This is a genomic window from Xanthomonas vasicola pv. musacearum NCPPB 4379, from assembly GCF_000277895.2.
Lineage (GTDB): Bacteria > Pseudomonadota > Gammaproteobacteria > Xanthomonadales > Xanthomonadaceae > Xanthomonas > Xanthomonas vasicola.
In genome coordinates, this window is the sequence record NZ_CP034655.1 from 4,275,514 (window position 1) to 4,294,941 (window position 19,428).

At 63.9% G+C, this 19,428-nt stretch carries 17 protein-coding genes and 1 pseudogene; 13 read left to right on the forward strand and 5 right to left on the reverse strand.

Annotated features, from left to right (window positions below):
- Window positions 1–33: 33 nt before the first annotated feature.
- Complete coding sequence (locus KWO_RS19640) at window positions 34–1,950, forward strand: alpha-amylase family protein (protein WP_010376678.1); 1,917 nt, start codon at window positions 34–36, stop codon at window positions 1,948–1,950.
- A gap of 170 nt (window positions 1,951–2,120) precedes the next feature.
- On the opposite strand, the gene KWO_RS19645 is transcribed toward KWO_RS19640, so the two are convergent.
- The 3 genes from KWO_RS19645 to rsgA form a co-directional block, all read right to left on the reverse strand.
- Window positions 2,121–2,801, reverse strand: a complete 681-nt coding sequence (locus KWO_RS19645) for a type 1 glutamine amidotransferase domain-containing protein (RefSeq protein WP_010376673.1) — start codon at window positions 2,799–2,801, stop codon at window positions 2,121–2,123.
- Between the two features lie 153 nt (window positions 2,802–2,954).
- Complete coding sequence (locus KWO_RS19650; RefSeq protein WP_010376672.1) at window positions 2,955–4,217, reverse strand: flavohemoglobin expression-modulating QEGLA motif protein; 1,263 nt, start codon at window positions 4,215–4,217, stop codon at window positions 2,955–2,957.
- Entirely contained in the window at window positions 4,217–5,308 is a 1,092-nt protein-coding gene (rsgA, locus tag KWO_RS19655; RefSeq protein WP_010365516.1) for a ribosome small subunit-dependent GTPase A, read from the reverse strand. Before rsgA ends, KWO_RS19650 begins: the two co-directional genes overlap by 1 nt.
- Before the next feature lie 152 nt (window positions 5,309–5,460).
- On the opposite strand from rsgA, the gene KWO_RS19660 reads away from it, so the two are divergent.
- The 4 genes from KWO_RS19660 (at window position 5,461) to KWO_RS19675 (ending at window position 9,314) form a co-directional block, all read left to right on the forward strand.
- The gene (locus KWO_RS19660; protein ID WP_010376671.1) at window positions 5,461–6,732 is read left to right on the forward strand and encodes a pyridoxal phosphate-dependent aminotransferase; all 1,272 of its coding nucleotides are present in this window, start codon (window positions 5,461–5,463) and stop codon (window positions 6,730–6,732) included.
- Window positions 6,732–7,382 (forward strand): SGNH/GDSL hydrolase family protein, encoded by a 651-nt coding sequence (locus KWO_RS19665; RefSeq protein ID WP_010376670.1) that lies wholly within the window; start codon window positions 6,732–6,734, stop codon window positions 7,380–7,382. The genes KWO_RS19660 and KWO_RS19665 overlap by 1 nt, the downstream gene beginning before the upstream one ends.
- 176 nt (window positions 7,383–7,558) lie before the next feature.
- A protein-coding gene (locus KWO_RS19670) for an IS5 family transposase (protein ID WP_106888033.1) occupies window positions 7,559–8,322 on the forward strand; the annotation gives its coding sequence in 2 pieces (ribosomal slippage) (window positions 7,559–7,874 and window positions 7,874–8,322; 765 coding nt in all).
- Window positions 8,323–8,642: 320 nt separating this feature from the next.
- Window positions 8,643–9,314, forward strand: a complete 672-nt coding sequence (locus KWO_RS19675) for a class I SAM-dependent methyltransferase (RefSeq protein WP_010365525.1) — start codon at window positions 8,643–8,645, stop codon at window positions 9,312–9,314.
- Window positions 9,315–9,463: 149 nt separating this feature from the next.
- On the opposite strand, the gene KWO_RS19680 is transcribed toward KWO_RS19675, so the two are convergent.
- A complete protein-coding gene (locus tag KWO_RS19680; protein ID WP_026112673.1) occupies window positions 9,464–10,261 on the reverse strand; it encodes a polysaccharide deacetylase family protein in 798 nt (265 codons plus the stop codon).
- A gap of 45 nt (window positions 10,262–10,306) precedes the next feature.
- Between KWO_RS19680 and grxD the strand changes: the two genes are divergently transcribed.
- Entirely contained in the window at window positions 10,307–11,233 is a 927-nt protein-coding gene (gene grxD, locus KWO_RS19685) for a Grx4 family monothiol glutaredoxin (RefSeq protein WP_010377856.1), read from the forward strand.
- 168 nt (window positions 11,234–11,401) lie between these two features.
- Complete coding sequence (locus tag KWO_RS19690; RefSeq protein ID WP_017114589.1) at window positions 11,402–12,271, forward strand: hypothetical protein; 870 nt, start codon at window positions 11,402–11,404, stop codon at window positions 12,269–12,271.
- 155 nt (window positions 12,272–12,426) lie between these two features.
- On the opposite strand, the gene KWO_RS19695 is transcribed toward KWO_RS19690, so the two are convergent.
- Complete coding sequence (locus KWO_RS19695; RefSeq protein ID WP_010377852.1) at window positions 12,427–12,993, reverse strand: DUF924 family protein; 567 nt, start codon at window positions 12,991–12,993, stop codon at window positions 12,427–12,429.
- Window positions 12,994–13,124: 131 nt separating this feature from the next.
- Between KWO_RS19695 and KWO_RS19700 the strand changes: the two genes are divergently transcribed.
- The 6 genes and pseudogenes from KWO_RS19700 (at window position 13,125) to KWO_RS19725 (ending at window position 19,373) form a co-directional block, all read left to right on the forward strand.
- Window positions 13,125–14,534 carry an amidohydrolase gene (locus KWO_RS19700; protein WP_010365538.1) on the forward strand — a complete coding sequence of 470 codons (1,410 nt, stop codon included), beginning with the start codon at window positions 13,125–13,127 and terminating at the stop codon, window positions 14,532–14,534.
- Window positions 14,531–15,811, forward strand: a pseudogene (locus tag KWO_RS19705) (amidohydrolase family protein). Before KWO_RS19700 ends, KWO_RS19705 begins: the two are co-directional and overlap by 4 nt.
- 140 nt (window positions 15,812–15,951) lie before the next feature.
- A complete protein-coding gene (locus KWO_RS19710; protein WP_010377849.1) occupies window positions 15,952–16,533 on the forward strand; it encodes a hypothetical protein in 582 nt (193 codons plus the stop codon).
- The gene (locus KWO_RS19715) at window positions 16,530–16,946 is read left to right on the forward strand and encodes a ribosomal maturation YjgA family protein (RefSeq protein ID WP_010377847.1); all 417 of its coding nucleotides are present in this window, start codon (window positions 16,530–16,532) and stop codon (window positions 16,944–16,946) included. The genes KWO_RS19710 and KWO_RS19715 overlap by 4 nt, the downstream gene beginning before the upstream one ends.
- 111 nt (window positions 16,947–17,057) lie before the next feature.
- A complete protein-coding gene (locus KWO_RS19720; RefSeq protein ID WP_010377844.1) occupies window positions 17,058–17,411 on the forward strand; it encodes a hypothetical protein in 354 nt (117 codons plus the stop codon).
- A 360-nt stretch (window positions 17,412–17,771) separates the two neighbouring features.
- On the forward strand, window positions 17,772–19,373 hold the full coding sequence (locus KWO_RS19725; RefSeq protein ID WP_017112259.1) for a rhamnogalacturonan lyase B N-terminal domain-containing protein: 1,602 nt from the start codon (window positions 17,772–17,774) through the stop codon (window positions 19,371–19,373).
- Window positions 19,374–19,428 lie beyond the last annotated feature (55 nt).

A 19,428-nucleotide genomic window follows, 5' to 3' on the forward strand; every position in this document is an offset into this window, starting at 1 on the left:
GACCCCGCGCCAGGTCCTGCCCGGCGGCTTCTAATGAGCACCCCCCCCATCGATTCCACTGAACTACGCGCGGCCTTTGCCGCGCCGCTGGATCCGCAACGCGCCGCCATTGTGATGTCGCGCTACGACCAGCACGCACCGCGTCTGCTGGATGCCTTGCAGACGCTGTACGGCCAGCGTGCCGACTATGCGACGTGGTTGACGCAGTGGCTGGGCGCACTGGGCAACATTGCCCGGCAACGCCCGCACGCGCTGCACACGCTCGACAGCACACGGCAGGCCGGCTGGTTCGGTGCGCAGCACATGCTTGGCTACAGCGCTTACGCAGACCGCTTTGCCGGCACGCTGCAAGGCGTGGCCGAGCGCGTGCCGTACCTGCAGGAACTGGGCGTGCGTTATCTGCATCTGCTGCCATTCCTGCGCGCACGTGCCGGTGACAACGACGGCGGTTTTGCGGTCAGCGATTACGGCCAAGTGGAACCCAGTCTGGGCACCAACGACGATCTGGTCGCACTCACCACCCGCCTGCGCGAGGCTGACATCAGCCTGTGCGCGGACTTCGTCCTCAACCACACCGCCGACGATCATGCCTGGGCACTGGCCGCGCGCGCCGGCGATGCACGCTATCTGGATTACTACCAGCACTTTGCCGACCGCACACTGCCCGACCAGTACGAAAGCACCTTACGGCAGGTGTTTCCGCACACTGCGCCCGGCAACTTCACCTGGGTGGACGACACCGCACAGTGGATGTGGACCACGTTCTATCCGTATCAATGGGATTTGAACTGGAGCAACCCCGCTGTATTTGGCGAGATGGCGCTGGCGATGTTGCGGCTGGCCAATCTGGGCGTGGAAGCATTTCGCCTGGATTCCACCGCGTATCTATGGAAGCGCACCGGCACTGATTGCATGAACCAGCCCGAGGCGCACACCTTGCTGGTGGCGTTGCGCGCGGTCACCGATATCGTCACGCCATCAGTGGTGATGAAGGCCGAAGCCATCGTGCCGATGACGCAACTGCCGCCGTACTTCGGCAGCGGCGCAGACCAGGGCCACGAATGCCATCTGGCGTACCACAGCACCTTGATGGCGGCGGGCTGGTCGGCACTGGCATTGCAACGCGGCGATATCCTGCACAACGTCATTGCCCACAGCCCGCCGTTGCCGCGTGGTTGTGCGTGGCTGAGCTATGTGCGTTGCCACGACGATATCGGCTGGAATGTGCTGCAGCACGAAGCTTCGGGCAGTGCGTCGCAAACGCCGTTTTCGCTACGCGATGTGGCACGTTTTTATGCCAACGACGTGCCGGGCAGTTACGCGCGCGGCGAGAGTTTCCAGAGCAGCGGCGACGGTGTGCATGGCACCAACGGCATGGCTGCCGCACTGTCCGGTATCCAGGCCGCGCGGGAATCAGGCGATGCTGCAGCGCTGGCGATTGCGGTGAATCGGCTGGTGCTGCTGTATGCCATTGCATTTGCCATGCCAGGTGTGCCGCTGATCTACATGGGCGACGAATTGGCGATGCTCAATGACACCGGCTATCGCGACGATCCGCATCGCCAGCACGAAGGCCGTTGGTTGCATCGGCCGGCGATGGATTGGCAGCTTGCTGCGCAACGGCACGCTGCAGAGAGCCTGAGCGGCACGGTCTACCACCGTTTGCGTGGACTGATCCAGCAGCGTGCCAAGTTAGGCGCATTAGCAGCAGATCAGGCACTGGGCAGCATCGCGTTGAGCGATCCGCGCTTGTTCGTGTTGACGCGAGGCGACAGCTTTATCGCAGTGCATAACTTCAGCGATCAACGGCTTGAAGTGGAGCTTGCGACGATCGGTGATGGCTGGAAGCTGTTGGCGATTAACGATGATGTGGAGTCCGCCGCATCGAGTGATAGCGTATCGCTTGTGATGCCGGCTTACGGCGTGCGTTGGTTGCAGCGCGGGGCCTAAGGCGTGCGCACGGTGATGGGCTGCGCAGTAATTTGCAGCGTTTCGGGCAAATCGTACCCGCACCCCAAACCCCGCGATGCACCACGGCACGCGCGCCAGTAGTGGCGCGCGTGCCGGGCTTGGCTCCCTACCGGGAGAAGCGCTTTCGTAGGATCAGTAAGCCTGCAAAATCAGCGCTTCGCCAATTCGAGCAAGGTTTCTGCGGTCTTCTCCGACGACGCCGGATTCTGGCCGGTGACCAGGGTGCCGTCGGTGATCACATGCACGCCCCAATCCGCGCCCTTTTCGTACTTGCCGCCGAGTTCGGTCAGCACGTCTTCGACTAGGAAGGGCACGATCTTGGTCAGACCCACACCCTCTTCTTCGCTGTTGGTGAAACCAGTGACGCGGCGGCCGTTGACCAGCGCCTTGCCGTCGCTGCCCTTGACCCGACGCAGCGCGCCCGGTGCATGGCAAACCAGGCCGTGCGGCTTGTTGGCCTTGGCGAATGCTTCGATCAGCGCGATGGAATCCGCATCTTCGGCCAGATCCCACAGGGGGCCGTGGCCGCCCGGGTAGAACAGCACATCGAAATCGCCGGCCTTGACGTCGGCCAGGCGCTGCGTGCTTGCCAGCGCCTTCTGCGCCTCAGAATCCTGCTTGAAGCGCTTGGTCGCGTCGGTCTGTGCGTCGGGCTCGTCGCTCTTCGGGTCCAGCGGCGGCTGGCCACCCTTGGGCGAGACCAGGGTGATGTCAGCGCACGCATCCTTGAACACGTAATACGGCGCGGCGAATTCTTCCAGCCAGAATCCGGTCTTCTTGCCGGTGTCGCCGAGCTGGTCGTGGGAAGTCAGCACCATCAAAACCTTCATCGCATTGCCTCGTGTCATGGCCCGATTGGGCAAGGCAGCGAGTGTGCAGTCCAGCTCGTTGCAGCCTCGTGTAAGGGCGCGCGGCGTGCAGTGAATTTGTTCACAAATGTAGCGTGCGTCGCAATTCGGTACAGCTGCGGGCCGCGGCCTGCCTTACACATTCATTGCCGGCGGCTGCAGCTGATCAATGCGGATGCGGTTGGCGAACAACGAGAACGCCAGCATGCCAGCCAGCCCGCTGACGCGGCTCACCCACGGCGGCAACCAGCGTGGGGGGACCAGCACGCCGCTGTCGAACAACGGCGCAAAGCGCGCCACATCGCCAAGCGCCATCTTGCCGGCGAACAGATAACGGCAGAGCTGCAGCTGGTCACGCTGCAATGAGTGGCGGAAGAAAGTGTGCACCGCCACCAGGCCGCGCAGATACACCGCGTCCTTGGTGAATGCTCCGCCGCCGGTGGTCGGCACGCCGCGGAACACGCGCTGCGCCGACGAAAAACTTTCTGCAGCGCTCTGCCCACCTGCGGTGAAATAGCGAAATACCTCGATGAAATCCGCACCCGAGCGTGCCATCGCAATCGCTTCGATGCGAAGACTAATACGCTTCATGCGTTCGATATCGATACTGCCGGTGATTTGCTCGGCAAACGTGGCCAAGCCTTCCTGCGTCGCGGTAGTGCGCGGCGAGGAAATCCCTAAGCTGGGCAGACGCACCTGCGCGCGCCCGTTGAGTGCAGTGAGCGAATGCACCAGCGCTTCGTGATGGAACAGCTGCGCCCGGTAGTAATCGCTGAATGTCGCACCGGTACGCAAGCGGATCCGGTGCGCGCCGGCAGCTGCCTTGGCGAGCAAATCCGGATCGAGCACGACGGTGATCACGCGCCCTTCGAAAAACGCATCCAGATCGTTCTGCAACTGCATGCCCAATTCCGTCGCCGACACCGGCACCTGCTCTTCCGGCGCCATCAGCTCGCGATCCAGTTCCTGCGCAATCTGGATGAAATGCCGCGCCGCTTCGCGCGTGGTCGGGCCATTGCCGGGCATGGGGTCGTCGGGCACGCCGAACAACTGCGCCGAGTAATCGCTGACCGCGCGGGTGCCCAACGATTCCAGCAAGCCGGCCGCAAGGCTCCAGCTGTGCGCCGAATCGATCAGATACGCGCCGATGGGATGATGCGGGTCGGCGTCCTTGGCAATGGCGGCCAGCTCGCGCCGGGTGTCGCCGAAATCCAGTGCTGGGTAGTCGACCTGCGGCAATTCCGGCTGCCCGCGCGCCACGCTGTGCAAAAAAGGTTCCTGCAGCGAGCACGGCCAACTGGCCAGAGCCAGCAGGCGCACACCGCGTACGGCCTTGACCAGGCGCGCATCCAGCGCCGCGTGATGGACGATGTCCGGCGGCCCCTTGCGCGATGGCATCAGCGCCGTCCGGGGCGATCGCCGCTGGCCGGCCGCTTGCCCGATCCGCTGCCGCGATTGTTCTGCGCAACGCGGGTGGCGAGCTTTTCGGCAGCGCTAGCCACTTCCACCCGCAGCTTCATGTAATTGGCAACGCGCTCCGGGTCCAGCGTGTCCGCCTCGATTGCCGCCTGCACCGCGCAGCCCGGCTCGGCGATATGCGCGCAATCATTGAAGCGGCACTGCGCCGCCAAGGCTTCCACGTCCGAAAAACCGCCTTCGGCCAGATCTTCTTCGCCGGTTGGCTTGAGCTCGCGCATGCCGGGTGTATCGATCAGGCACGCGCCGGACGGCAACGGAATCAACGCGCGATGCGTAGTGGTGTGGCGGCCGCGCGAATCGTTTGCGCGCACCGCATTGGTCTTCATCTTCTGTGTGCCGAGCAAGGTATTGGTCAAGGTCGATTTGCCCGCACCGGACGAGCCCACCAGCACCGCCGTGCGACCATCGCCCAGCCACGGCCGCAATGCGGCCACGCTCTCCGGATCCTTGGCATTGACCGCGCGCAACGGAATGTTTTGCGCCTCCAGTTCCCCCAGCACCGCCAACGCGTCTTCGGCGTATTCGGTCTGATCAGCCTTGGTCAGCACCACCACCGGCTGCGCACCGCCACCACCGACCAGCAACAGATAGCGCTCGATACGGCGCGGATTGAAGTCCGCATCCAGCCCGCACACGATGAACACCGTATCGATATTGGCCGCGATCACCTGCTGGTGATAATGCTCGCCGGCCGCCCCGCGTTTGATCGAGGTACGCCGCGGCAGCAACGCCACGATGCGCTTGCCCTCCATCAACACCCAATCGCCCACCGCCGCCCGCTCATGGCTGGGGAAACGCGGCCGCTGCCATTCCGGCAACGACTCGGCCTTCAGGCTGGCCTCCGGCGTATCGGCCACCACATAGCCGGTGCGGTGCTGCTCCACCACCCGCGCCGGCAACGCCAGCGGATGCGCGGCAAACACGGTCTGCCAGGCAGCCTCTTCAGGCGGCCCAGGCCAGGGCCAGCCGATGGATTGGAGGGTGGGGTAATCGGGGGATGTGTCGCTCATGGGGCGATTCTAGCTGGCCGGCCGCAACGGCTCGTGCAGTCGGGTCTGCCGGGCGGCTCACGCGCCACTTGACATCGTTACCGATGCAAGCATGTCCGCTTGTCATATTTCCGATACCATGCCAAGTCTCACGCCTACAACCGGCCCGTCGCATGTCCACTGCCCCGCAAAAGCCGCTCGCCATCCGCGAGCGTCTGTCCGAAGTCCGCTACGAAATCCGGGGCGAACTGGCGCGGCGAGCGCGGGAGTTGGAGGCGCAGGGCCGCAAGCTGATCAAGCTCAATATCGGCAACCCGGGTGCGTTTGGGTTCCGTGCGCCGGAGCATCTGCAGCGCGCGATTGCCGACGACATGGGTCGCACCGACCCGTACACCCATCAGCAAGGCCTGCCGGAGGCGCGCGAAGCGGTCGCCAAGGCGTATGCGCGGCGCCAGCATCCCGACGCGCATCCGGACCGCATCTTCATCGGTAACGGTGTCAGCGAGCTGATCGATCTGTCGCTGCGTGCGCTACTCAACCCCGGCGACGAAGTGCTGGTGCCCTCGCCCGACTATCCGCTGTGGTCGGCCGCGACCATTCTCAATGACGGCCGCCCGGTGTATTACCGCTGCGCCCCGGAAAACGGCTTCCAGCCGGACCCGGTGGAGATCGAGACGTTGGTGTCCTCGCGCACCCGCGCCATCGTGCTGATCAATCCGAACAACCCCAGCGGCGCCAGTTATTCGCGCGAGCTGCTGGAGCGCATCGTGGCGATTGCCACCAAGCACAACCTGCTGCTGATGGTCGATGAGATCTACGACCAGGTGCTGTACGACGGCGCGGCGTTCGTGCCAGTCGCGCCGCTGGCCGGCGCGCACCCGTGCATCACCTTCAGCGGGCTGAGCAAGGTGCACCGCGCCTGCGGTTGGCGCGTGGGCTGGGCGCTGCTGTCGGGCGACCAGGCGCGCATCAACGACCTGCGCAACGCGATGGACCTGCTCGGCGCGCTGCGCCTGTGCGCCAACGTCCCGGGCCAGTACGCCATTGATGCGGCGGTGAACGGGCCGGACACCATCTCGGCGCTATGCGCGCCTGGCGGGCGCCTGTATGAAACCCGCCGCGCAGTGATTGACGCCTGCGCGGCCAGCGAGCATTTGTCGCTGGTGGTGCCGGCCGGTGCGCTGTACGCATTCCCGGCAGTGGTGGGTGCGGCGGCGCGCAACTTCGACGATCACGAGTTCGCACTTGATTTGATGAATGAAGAAGGCGTGCTGGTGGTCCCTGGCTCCAGTTTCAACGTGCCGTATCGCCATCATTTCCGCGTGACCTTGATGCCGGAAGCCAGTGTGATGCGCGATGTGTTTGCGCGCATCGACCGTGCCTTGGCGCGCCGCGCCGAGGCCGTCACCAAGGTGGTTCCACTCAAGCCACGCAGCGTGGCCTGATGGCTGCGCTTGGCACGCCGCTGCGCTACCTTGCGCTCGGCGATTCGTACACCATCGGCGAAGGCGTTGCGCCTGCCCAGCGTTGGCCATTGCAACTGGTCGACGGCTTACGCGCTTACGGTTGGAACGTGGCGCCGCCGCAGATCATCGCCACCGCCGGCTGGACCACCGACGAATTGCAGGCCGGTATCGACACTGCCGCACCCCAAGCCCCGTTCGCGCTGGTGAGCCTGTTGATCGGCGCCAACAACCAATATCGCGGGCGCTCGCTGGATGAGTACTGCCAGCAATTCGATGCGCTGTTGCTGCGTGCAATTGCATTTGCAGGGGGCCATGCCGCACGCGTGTTCGTGCTGTCGATTCCGGATTGGGGGCTGACCCCGTTTGCGCGTGCGCGAGGCCGCGATGCCGCGCTGATCGGCGCGCAGATCGATGCCTTCAACGCAATCGCCGCGGATCGCTGCAGCGCGCATGGCGTGCGCTTTGTTGACATCACCGCCACCAGCCGCGATGGCGGTGATTCCGTAGACATGTTGGTGGACGACGGCGTGCATCCCTCCGGCGCGATGTATGCACGTTGGACAGCACTGGCATTGCCGGCGGCGCGTGATGCGCTCGGGGCGGTTGGATCTGTGGATACGATCGCCTGAGAGTAGCTAACAGACGACTGCGAAGCTGTCAGGCGGGCGTGTCCGCTGCCCGGAATCGGCATTCACTAAGCGTGTCCGCTGCGGTTCTTGCGCGGCGCACATCCATCTGATCACTGCTCGCTACGTTTTGTTAGGGCCTGTTAACACTAATGGCTCGGGCGATTAAACTATTGGACATGGAGATCACGCCAGCACAATTTGCCCTCATCGAACATTGCTTACCTGCGCAGCGCGGCAATGTCAGCATGACCAATCTGCAGGTGGTCAACGCCATCCTTTACGTCGCAGAGCACGGCTGCAAATGGCGCGGTCTGCCCAAGCGCTTTGGCAACTGGCATACGGTGTACACACGCATGAACCGTTGGGCTAAGTCCGGTGTGCTGGATCGGATGTTCGCCCAATTGCAGACCTGCCAGATCGTGCGCATCAAAATCGAAGCGGTCTCGCTGGACTCCACCAGCATCAAGGTGCATCCGGATGGCACTGGCGCATTAAAAAAAACGGCCCACAGGCGATTGGCAAATCCCGCGGCGGATGGAACACCAAGATTCATATGGTTGCCGCAGATGCTCGAACAGCCATCACGTTCGGATTGACGCCTGGCAACGCACATGACGCACCAGCAGGCCGGGCATTGCTTGAACATTTGGGGCAAGTGAAGCGGCCGATTCATCTGCTAATGGATCGCGCTTACGAAGGCAATGAAACCCGCCAGCTGGCGCTCGATCTTGGTTTCGTGCCGGTCGTCCCACCCAAGTCCAATCGGGTCCATCCTTGGGAGCACGACCAACACATGTACAAGCGGCGCAACGAAGTGGAGAGGCTGTTCCGTCGCTTGAAGGGCTACCGCCGGATTTTCACGCGCTTTGAGAAGCTGGACGTCATGTTCCTTGGATTCCTCAGCTTTGTGCTCACCGTTGATGGGCTTCGGATGTGTTAACAGGCCCTAGCTCCCTGAGTCGCAGCGTTGTTCGGCGCCCATCTGTGCGATGTCTTCGCGCATGCGGCTCCGAACCTGGTCTGCAGCGTGAGATGCTGCACGCGCTATGTGCCAGTCGTCTTGTGCGTCACTGCGCAGACGCACGCACCGCAGCCTCTCATCAACACGCGCAATGTGGCCACTCGGCAACAGTGCATCCGCAGCCGCGCATCGCAAGGTGCCATCCGGCCCTACCGCAATCAGCCCGACAGGCCCTAAGCTAGCCGCGCAGCACGCCTGATTGCCAAGGAACGACATTGCACACCACTGCCACCCAACCGATGAGCCGCGCGCAGGCGCTGAAAATTGCAAGCGCGTTTTTGCCGCCGCATCCGCTGGGTAACCGCTACGACTACTACTACACGCAAGCCAAACTGCGCACCGACCCGCTGTACCCCGGCGTGCTGGCCGAGCTGCGCAATACCACTGCGCCGGTGCTGGATCTGGGTTGCGGGCTGGGCCTGCTTGCGCATGCACTGCGCGCCGATGCTCAGGCGTTGGCGTATCACGGTGTGGATGTGGATGCGTCCAAGATCCGCCGCGCGCAGCACATTGCGCAGCGATCGAATCTGGGCAACACCAAGTTCGACGTGGTCGATCTGAGCGTGGCGTGGCCGCAGCATCAGGGCAGCGTCACCATTCTGGATGTGCTGCAGTATCTGCAGTCGGACATGCAGGCCAGCCTGCTACGTAGCGTGGCGCAGATGCTCACACCCGGCGCGAAGCTGGTGATTCGCAGCGCACTGGGCGATGCCAGCAGCCGCGGTCGCACCAGCCGCATCACAGACGTGTTGGCGCATCTGAGTGGCTGGATGCAGCGCATGCCGCGCAGCTATCCCACCCGCGACAGTCTGCAAGCGCATCTGGAGGCGGCCGGTCTGCGCGCCACGTTTGCACCGTTGTACGGCAACACGCCATTCAACAATTGGCTGATCGTGGCTGATCATGGCTGAGCCGCGCTAAGCACTGCGCTACGAGCGACGCGCTACCCTTCGTTAGCAATCGTCGACCAGACATGGAGCGCGAAGAAATTGGCGTGTACAGGCGGTACATGCCGTCACCAACACTGACCACCTTGCAGTGAGCGCGGTCGTTTTCGTGGTTATTCTGAATCCGGCCGTCGCCCCACCAACCCACGTGCCTGCATCGCCTCCAGCACGCCGCGCAGGATGGTGAGGTTGTGGCCATGCGCAGCGCCTTCGTGCAGCAACACGATGGCGCCGGGCCGCAGGTCGCGCACGATACGGGCGATGGTGGTGTCCGGCTCGCACCGCACGCCGTCGAAACCGCGCACGCTCCAGGCCACGCGCGTCAGGCCGTGCGCACGCAGCGGCGAAGCGACGAACGGATTGGTCATACCCACTACCGAGCGGTACAGCCGTGGCGCCTGGCCGGTAATGCAGGCCAGCACGCGCTGCGCCTGGCCGATTTCCTGCGCCATGCGGCGCGGCCCCAGCGCCCAGAACCAAGCCTGCGGATGCGTGTGGCTGTGATTGCCGATGCCATGCCCGCGGCGCACCATCTCGCGCACCAGCTCGGGCCGCTGCTCGGCACGTGCGCCGACCACGAAAAACGTGGCCTTGGCGTCGTACGCATCCAACAGGTCGAGGATGGCCGGGGTGTCGTCGGACGGGCCGTCATCGATCGTCAGCCAGACATGCGGCATGCGACCGGGTAACCGCGCGAGCACCGGCGCATACAGCCGCGCGCGCGGCAGGAACACCGGCACCACGAACAGCGCATGCGACAGCAGCAGCGCAAACAGCCCCCAGGCCCAGCCCAGGTGCCACCATAGCACCGCCACCGCTGCCTGCGCGAGGGCCAACAGGCCTACCCAGCGGTGCGGGTGCGAAGGGGTGCGATACAGCGTTTCCGGCGTGGTCATGCCGCATGATGCCATGCGGCGTAGAATGAACGCCCTCTACGCCCCCACCGAAGTGCCGCCATGTCCCTCGATCCCGCCCTGCGTTCCCGTATCGATACGCTGCTGCAATCCAGCCGCGTGGTGCTCTTCATGAAAGGCCAGCCCGGCATGCCGCAATGCGGTTTTTCTGCCAAGGCAGTCGGCGTGCTGGACGGTCTGGGCATCGACTATGCCCACGTCAACGTGCTGGCCGACCAGGAAATCCGCGAGGGCATCAAGGCCTATGGCGACTGGCCGACCATTCCGCAGCTGTACGTGGACGGCGAGCTGATCGGCGGCAGCGACATCATCCTGCAGATGGCCGATAGCGGCGAGCTGAGCAGCATGCTCGGCCTGCAGGCGCCCGACCGCAGCCCGCCCAAGATCACAATTACCCCGGCCGCAGTCGAGATGCTCAAGGGTGCGCTGGCCGACGCGCCGGATGCCTCGTTGACGCTGTCCATTGATGCCAACTTCCAGCCCAATTTCCAACTGGCACCGACCAATCCGAACGCCATTGCCGCTGAATCCAACGGTCTGCGCGTGCAGTTCGACCTGGCCAGCGCGCGCCGCGCCGAAGGCATCACCATCGATTGGGTGGACGATATCCGCGGCCGTGGCTTGGCCATCGACAACCCCAATGCGCCCAAGCCGGTGCAGGAGCTGTCGGTGCGCGATGCCGACGACCGCCTCAAGGCCGGCAGCATCACCCTGGTGGACGTGCGCCCGGCCGACGAGCGTGCGCTGGCTGCCGTGGCTGCGCCGTTTCGCACCCTGGATGCGCACGAGCGTGCCGCGATCGAACAACTGCCCAAGGATACCCCGCTGGCGTTCCTGTGCCACCGCGGCGGCCGCAGCCTGCAGGCGGCCGAACATTTCCGCAGCCTGGGCTTTACCAACGTCTACAACGTCACCGGCGGCATCGATGCGTGGTCGGACGAAGTGGACAACGGTGTGGCGAAATACTGAGCAACACCGAGCGGCGGCCGCACATGTAGAGTGCAGCGCTCGCGTCACCCGTGTGCCCACGGCTTGCACAGATGTAAGCTTCCCTGGCACACCGCATACCGAAACGGGCGCTCCTTGGAGCGTCCGTTTTTTTTTCCATGGATCAACCTGCACAAGGACACAGCTGCAATGCACACCCGCCTGCTCTCTCTCGCCCTGGCCGCGCTGTTGCCGCTGGCCGCACACGCTGCAGAACCGTCGCGCGCCGTAGTGCTGCTGCAGACCTATGACAACCAGCCAAACGACGATCCGTTGGAATACATCCCGGTCTGGCTCGGCAAAGGCGTGGCAGAGGAATCGACCCTGCCCAAGGCGCTGCTGAGCCAGCCGCTGCAGGTCTTCAACGCAGGCGTTTCCACCGGCAACGTGCGGCTTGCGGCGCTGACGGTGGACGACAACAGCATGTGTGGCGGCACCGCCAAGCTGCGCATCAAGGGCAACCCCACGCTGTCCAATTCGCCATTACTGTCGACGGTGGATATAAACCCCGGCAAGCGCTTCGCCGGCCGGGCAGCAACTACCAGCGAACAGACCGAGTTGTTTGCTCAGGTGAGCAATACCGCCCAGCTACGCCAGAGCGTCAAACCGGGCGCACTGACGCAGGCACTGGCGGCGTTCAATGCCGACCACGCACAGGATCTGGCGGCGCTGCAGATCATCACCGGCGCGCAGCAACCGCAGCGGCGCGTGGCCGTGCTGACCTCCAACCACCCGATCAAGACCGGCAACGCAGAGAACCCGACCGGCGTGCTGGTCGTGCTTGCGATCTTCGAACATGACGGCGGCCGCTGGCAGTTCCGCAAGGGCCACGCTGCGAGTGGCTGCGACGATTGCGAAGACCTGCCGCTGCGCACGCATCTGTTGCAGTTCGGCGATATCGACGGCAATGGCACGCTCGATTTCGTGCTGTCGGAAAGCGGCTATGAAAGTTACGGGTTCTCTCTGCTGCTCGGCGAGGGCGCAACATGGCGTTCGCAAGCATTGCCGGGCGGCTGCTGATCGGTTTTAGGTACATGCGCGATCGCTGTTGCGGCATCGCGCGTGGCACACCTCCCCCTTCTGCAATGCATGCGCGTGTTCGACGATAACGCAGCCGTTGCAGACGCTGCACGACAGACCTCAACCGCCGTCATGCAACTCACCGATGCCGGTCTTCAACCAGCAAACCCGCCTTCATCCAGAATCTGCTGTTCTTCTGCCCTGGTCTCACGTCCCAGCACCGCATTACGGTGTGGAAACCGGCCAAAGCGCTGAATGATGCGCTGATGCTCCAGCGCCGAGTTAGTACTCTCGGTATCGCCCAGTGCAGTGATCAGCTGCACCGCACGCGCCTGCTCATCGACGTCTTCGGCATGCCCGAATGGCAGATAGAAAAACAAGCGTAATTGCGCCGACACCTGTTGATCGAAGCCGCTGGCGAGCGCTTGCTTTGCATGCCGCAACGCCAGGCCGTCAGTGGCATAGGCATGCGCGCTGCCGCGAAAGGCATTGCGCGGAAATTGATCAAGCAGGATCAGCAAGGCCAGCGCATCTTCAGCGCGCGCCATCCACTGCGTGTATTCGCCACGCGCCGCGGCAAAATGCTGCTCGCTGAAATGCTGGCGAACATTGGCATCGAACGCGTCGTTGTGCGTGAACCAGCGAGCCGAGCCGGCAAGTTCCCAGAAAGCCAGCACCACATCGGCCTGCTTGTTGCGCTCTGTTTTGGCAATCATCGGCATTCCCCTGACGAATTCTGCGTAGCATGCACTGGCGCGTGTGATGAGGCCGCCGCTCACGACGTTCCGCACTTGGCAAGCACGCCGCCGACGGCTAGGTTTGCCGCTGACGTCTTCGTTTCACCGGGGAATCCATGCGTTCCATTCTGTTCGCCGCGCTGGGCGCGGCGGTGCTGTGCGGGCCTGCGTCTGCGGCGTCGACCACATCGCGCTTCGTGCAAGACCCCTACCCCAGCACCTACCGCGCGCTTGCGTCCGGTCCGGTGCTGATCCAGCACGCCACCGTACTCACCGGCACCGGCGAGCGCTTGGACGATGCCTACGTGCTGCTGCGCGACGGCAAGGTGGCTGCGGTCGGCAAGGCGCTCGAGGCGCCCGCGGATGTGCGTCGCATCGACGGCACCGGCAAGTGGGTGACTCCCGGCATCATCGACGTGCACTCACATCTGGGTGTGTACCCCAGCCCGGGCGTCAGCGCGTACAGCGATGGCAACGAGATGACCGCACCGGTCACGCCCAACGTGTGGGCAGAGCATTCGATCTGGCCGCAGGACCCCGGCTTCGGCACCGCGTTGGCCGGTGGCATCACCTCGCTGCAGATCCTGCCAGGCTCGGCCAATCTGATTGGCGGGCGCGGCGTCACGCTCAAGAACGTGGCATCCACTACCTACCAAGGCATGAAATTCCCGGGCGCACCGTGGGGCCTGAAAATGGCCTGCGGCGAAAATCCCAAACGGGTTTATGGCGAGAAAGGTGGCCCCGGCACTCGGATGGGCAACCTGGCCGGCTACCGCGCTGCGTTTATCGATGCAGCCGAGTACTTGCAGAAGAACGCACCGAAAAAGAAGGCCGCCAAGAAGCGTCATTGGTGGAGCAGCGGCCGCGACAACGACAGCAGCGGCGATGCCCGCGGCAAGCGCGATCTCAAGCTCGATACCTTGGCCGGCGCCATCAACGGCGATATCCGCGTGCATATCCACTGCTACCGCGCCGATGAAATGGCGACCATGCTGGATCTGTCCAAGGAATTCGGCTTCCACATCGCCGCCTTCCATCACGGCGTGGAGGCCTACAAGCTGGCCGACCGCCTGGCGCAGGAAAACATCTGCGGCGCACTGTGGGCCGATTGGTGGGGCTTCAAGATGGAAGCCTTCGACGGCATCCAGGAAAACATCGCACTGGTTGATCGCCCGGCCAACAGCTGCGCCATCGTGCATTCGGACTCGGAAGAAGGCATCCAGCGGCTCAACCAGGAAGCTGCCAAGGTGATCGCCAACGCGCGCCGCAGCGGCATGGAAATCCCGCCCGAACGTGCCATCCGCTGGCTCACCAGCAATGCCGCCAAGGCGCTCGGCATCGAACAGCAGACTGGCGCGTTGGAGCCGGGCAAGATGGGCGATGTGGTGGTGTGGAACGGCAACCCTTTCAGCTCGTATGCGCTGGCCGAGCAGGTGTATATCGACGGCGCGCAGGTTTACGACCGGCATCACCGCGCACTGCAGCCGGTGTCGGATTTCATGCTCGGCCAGGAGGTGGCACGATGAGCCGCGAAACTGCTGTGCGCCCGCATTTGCGCGCGATCGTGGCGTTGATTACCGCCGCGCTGGCGTTGCCCGCGTTCGGCCAGCAGGTGTTGATTCGCGGCGCCACCGTGCACACCGCCACCGCGCAGGGCACACTGCAGAACACCGACGTGCTGGTGCAGGGCGGCGTGATCCGCGCCATCGGCCGCAACTTGGCGGCGCCTAGCGATGGCCGTGTGGTCGAGGCAAAAGGCCGCCCGCTGACGCCGGCCTTGTTCGGCGGCATCACCGAGATCGGCATCGAAGAAGTGTCCGGCGAAGAGACCACGGTAGACAGCGGCGTCAAACTGGCCCACCAACCGATGCGCCCGGAATTCGACGTCACCCTGGCCTACAACCCCGAATCGGTATTGGTGCCGGTGGCGCGTGTGGAAGGCATTGGTTTTACCGCGTTGGGTGCAACCACCAGCGGTGCGTTTATCGCTGGCCAGGGCGGCATCGTACGGCTGGATGGCAGCCCGGATCCGCTAGGCCCGCATGCGCTGTTCCTCCGCATCGGCGCGGCGGCATCCGATCTCACCGGCAGCTCGCGTGCGGCGCAGTGGATGCTGCTCGATCAACTGGTCGCCGAGGCGCGTGGACGCATCCCGGCAGACTCACCGCACGCATTGCTGACCCCGGTCGGCCGCGGCGTCCTTGCGAAGTATCTGGCCGGCCAGGGCCGCATCGTGGTGCAGGTGGAACGCGCCGCCGACATCCGCCAGTTATTGCGCTGGGCGCAGCGTGAGAAGGTGCGCATCGCAATTGCCGGTGGCGCCGAAGCCTAGAAGCTCGCGCCACAACTGGCGCAGGCCAAGGTGCCAGTGCTGGTGGATGCATTGGCGGATCTGCCATCCACTTTCGACCAGATTGGCGCAACGCTGGAAAACGCCGCACGTCTGCGCGCCGCCGGTGTGGAGGTCAGCTTTACCCAGAACGGCGATGCCTCGCACAACGCACGCAAGCTGCGCCAGCTGGCAGGCAACGCGGTCGCCAACGGCTTGCCGTGGGAAGCTGGCCTGGCCGGTCTGACCCGCGTGCCAGCGGACATCTTCGGCGTGGGCGATCGCATCGGCAGCATTGCGGTGGGCAAGCAGGCCGATCTAGTGCTGTGGGAAGGCGACCCGCTGGATGTTGCCCACTACGCCGAACAGGTCTGGCTGGGCGGTCGCGACATGCCGATGCGCTCGCGCCAGAGCGAGCTGCGCGACCGCTACATGCAGCAAGCCGGCCCGCTGCCGCGTGCCTATCTGAAGTAAGGGCCTGCGGCGTGCCCTGTGTACGCTGGGCTCGTCAGAATCGCGCTTCATCATTGATATGCCGGCGCCCAGTGCGTGCAGGCACACTGCTTCACGGCTCCGCTGCCGTTTCAGCGGAAAGCGCTCGCCAAGGATTGCTCATGCGCCTGCCACATACCCTGCTGTCGTCGCTATTCGCGGTATCGCTACCGTTGCTGCCGCTATCGGCCCGTGCCCAATCGGGATGGATCAACCAGCAGGGCGAGGCGATTGCGGATTCGCCCAGCCGCAAGATGGTCCAGGGACTCGGCGCCAGCCTGCTGCTGACCTCGGATGCCGACCGGGCGGCAAAGTGGAACACGCCCAGCGACACCACGCCGCACTTCAGCGAAGTGGATCATGTCAGCGCCGGTGATTCGCTGTTCCCGCTGATGTTTATCTCCAATCCTGGCCTGGATGCGCAGCAGCGCGCCGATGTGGTATGCAGCATCCGGGTGATCGAACCCACCGAACATGCCGAGCAAAACGCAGTTGATGCACCGTGCCTACAAGGATCAATCAGCGGTAATCCGCGCAATGTTTTCCTCGCACACGTCGGTATGACCGCACGGGCCGAGGCGAGCGCGCCGCCGGGCCGTTGGCAGGTGCAGGTTACGTTCACCGACCGCCACCGTAGCATCAGCATCCCGCCCAGCACCACCTATACGCAGGGCCGCCAACGCAGGCGTGCAAAAGCGCGATGAGCCGTCTTTCGATGCGTGTCCGCACGCTCTACCTGCTGCTGGCGTTCGCCGTGTTGGCCATCGAAGTGGCGATCGGCGCCGGCAAACTTGGCGGTCTGTGGGTGCGCGGCAGCCTGGGCGATGTGCTGGCGGTGATCCTGGTCTACTGCGGGCTGCGTGGATTGCTGGCGCTGTCACCACGCTGGGCCTGCGTGCTGGCCGTGGCTACCGGGTGCTTGATCGAGGGCCTGCAGGCGATCCACCTGGCCGACCGCCTGGGGCTGCGCCCTGGCAGCGCGGGCTACGTTGCGCTCGGCAATACCGCCACCCTGTACGATCTGTCGATGTACTTGATCGGCGGTAGCCTGGCGTACACAAGCGATGTGATGTCATGGTGTGCTACCACGTCTTGCCGGCGGCGTTCGCTGCAGTGATGTAGCCCATCAGGCCTATCGCATGTTTTCGGTTTCATTCCTGGCACCGCTCGGCAGCCGCGGCGTCTCGCCCTGGCAGATGCCACGTGCCCACATCGCCACTGCACGCCCGTGAGCTCGCTCTTCCAAGGTGGCGGCTTACGTTCGATTGATCGCGACGTATTGCGTCAGGCACCCGCCAATCTTCAGCGCGGAATGGAGGCGGTGGGCGGGCGTCTGATTCTCACCGCCGATGCGCTGCTGTTTCAGCCACATGCGTTCAATGTGCAGACCCAGTCGCTGAGCGTACCGCTGCAGCAGATCGTGGCGATGCAGCCCTGCTGGACGCGCCTATTCGGCCTGCTGCCGGTCGCGCCCACATCGTTGGCGGTGCGGTTGGGCGACGGAAACGAATATCGCTTCGTGATCGGCAAGCACACGCAATGGATGGCTGACATCGCCTCGGTGCGGGATGCGTTGCGCTGAGCGGTGTCATGAAACCGGCGCGTCACAGGAACAATCAGCAAAGCGACCGTCACCACCGCCACTCGGGAGCGGCTGGTGCTCGGTGCGGCAGTACCGCGCGTGCACTTCGGTTGCCGCGCACTATGCACTCCTATCTGGCAATGGCTCCCTATGTTTTTGGTGGCCTCTCCAACTGCGTGTACGACTTGTCCCAGTTGCAGTTGCGCAACGTACAATCGGTCAGCGATGCCCGCATTGGGCCAACCCCTCCAACCTTGATTGCTGGAATTTCGAACAGTGCGCACGTTCTCTGTCTCCGACGCTCGCCTAGCATCGCGCACATGCATCGCAACGATGTCCTGCTTCCGCACGGTACCCACCATGCCGCGTAATCGCCTGCACACCTTTGCCTGCGCGCTATTGCTCTATGCCGGCGTCAGCGCACCTGCGCTGGCCGAATTCGGATTCACCCGCAGCGGCGACCGCGTGATTGTCGACAGCGGCGCCGAGCTGGTGTTTTCGGTCAATGCATATAATGGCGATATCGTGTCGATGCGCTACCGCGACAACGAACTGCAGACAACCGAATCGAAGGGCTCGCACATCGCATCGGGGCTCGGCAATGCCAGCGTGGACGCACGCGTCGTCGGTGGAACGGTTGTAGTGTCGGCAAAGGCCGGCGATCTGATCCAGTACTACATCGTGCGCAAGGGCCGCAACGCGATCTACATGGCCACCTATGCGCCAACTTTGCTGCCGATAGGCGAATTGCGCTTCGTCGCCCGCTTGAATGTATCCAAGTTACCGAATGCGCAGCAGGAACCAGATTCCAACGTCGGCACAGCGATCGAAGGCAAGGATGTCTTTCTGCTGCCGGATGGGCGCACCAGTTCCAAATTCTATTCCGCACGTCGAATGATGGATGACCAGGTGCATGGCGTCAGCGGCTCCGGCGTTGCCGTGTTTATGCTGATGGGCAACCGCGAGCACAGCGCGGGCGGGCCATTCTTCAAGGACATCGCCACGCAAAAGACCAGCGTGACGCATGAGCTCTACAACTACATGTATTCCGACCACACCCAGACCGAAGCGTTTCGTGGCGGCCTGCATGGCGTGTACGGTCTGTTGTTCACCGATGGCGGCGTGCCGTCCAATGCGCAGCTCAATACCGATTTCGTCGATGCCACGTTAGGCCTGAGCGGCTATCTGCCAGCGAGCGGGCGCGGTGGAGTAAGTGGGCGCGTGAGCGGCGTGCTGCCCGGCCAGCCTGCCGTCATCGGCTTGCGTAACGCGCAGGCGCAATACTGGGCTACCGCTAATGGCAGCGGCGATTATCAGGTTGCCGGTGTGCGCCCAGGGCGCTATCGCATGACGCTCTACCAAAACGAACTGGAAGTGACGCAGTGTGATATCGAGATCTTCGCCAATGCCACCGCACAAGCCACACTGCGGGCGGTCGCCTTGCCCGGCACATTGAAATGGCAGATCGGCATTCCTGATGGCACACCGGCGGGGTTTCTGCACGCGGACTTGTTACCGCATGCGCACCCTTCCGATGCGCGGATGCGCTGGTCTCCGGCGACCTACACCGTCGGGTCGAGCAGCCTAAGCAGCTTCCCGGCGGTGCAGTGGCGCGGCATCAATACCCCTAGCCGGATCGACTTCAGCCTGGCCGCCACCGAGGTACGCGGCTATCGCCTGCGCATCTTCGTGCCCTTGGCACAGGTCAGCGCACGCCCACAAATCAGCGTGAATGCCCACTGGAACGGCCCGGTGCCTGCTGCCCCCACGCAACCAAAGACACGCGGTATCACGCGCGGCACGACGCGCGGCAACAACACCCTGTACGAAGTGGACATTCCCGCATCTGCCTTGCAGGCCGGCAGCAACCGCATCGAGATCAGCATTGCCTCCGGCTCCCCGGACAACGGCTACCTCAGCCCGGCAATCGTGTTCGACAGCATCCAGCTGGTCGCGTTGTGACAGCGACCGGCAACACGACCGTGCATTAGCCAGGCAATGTGCTGCTGATGCGCTG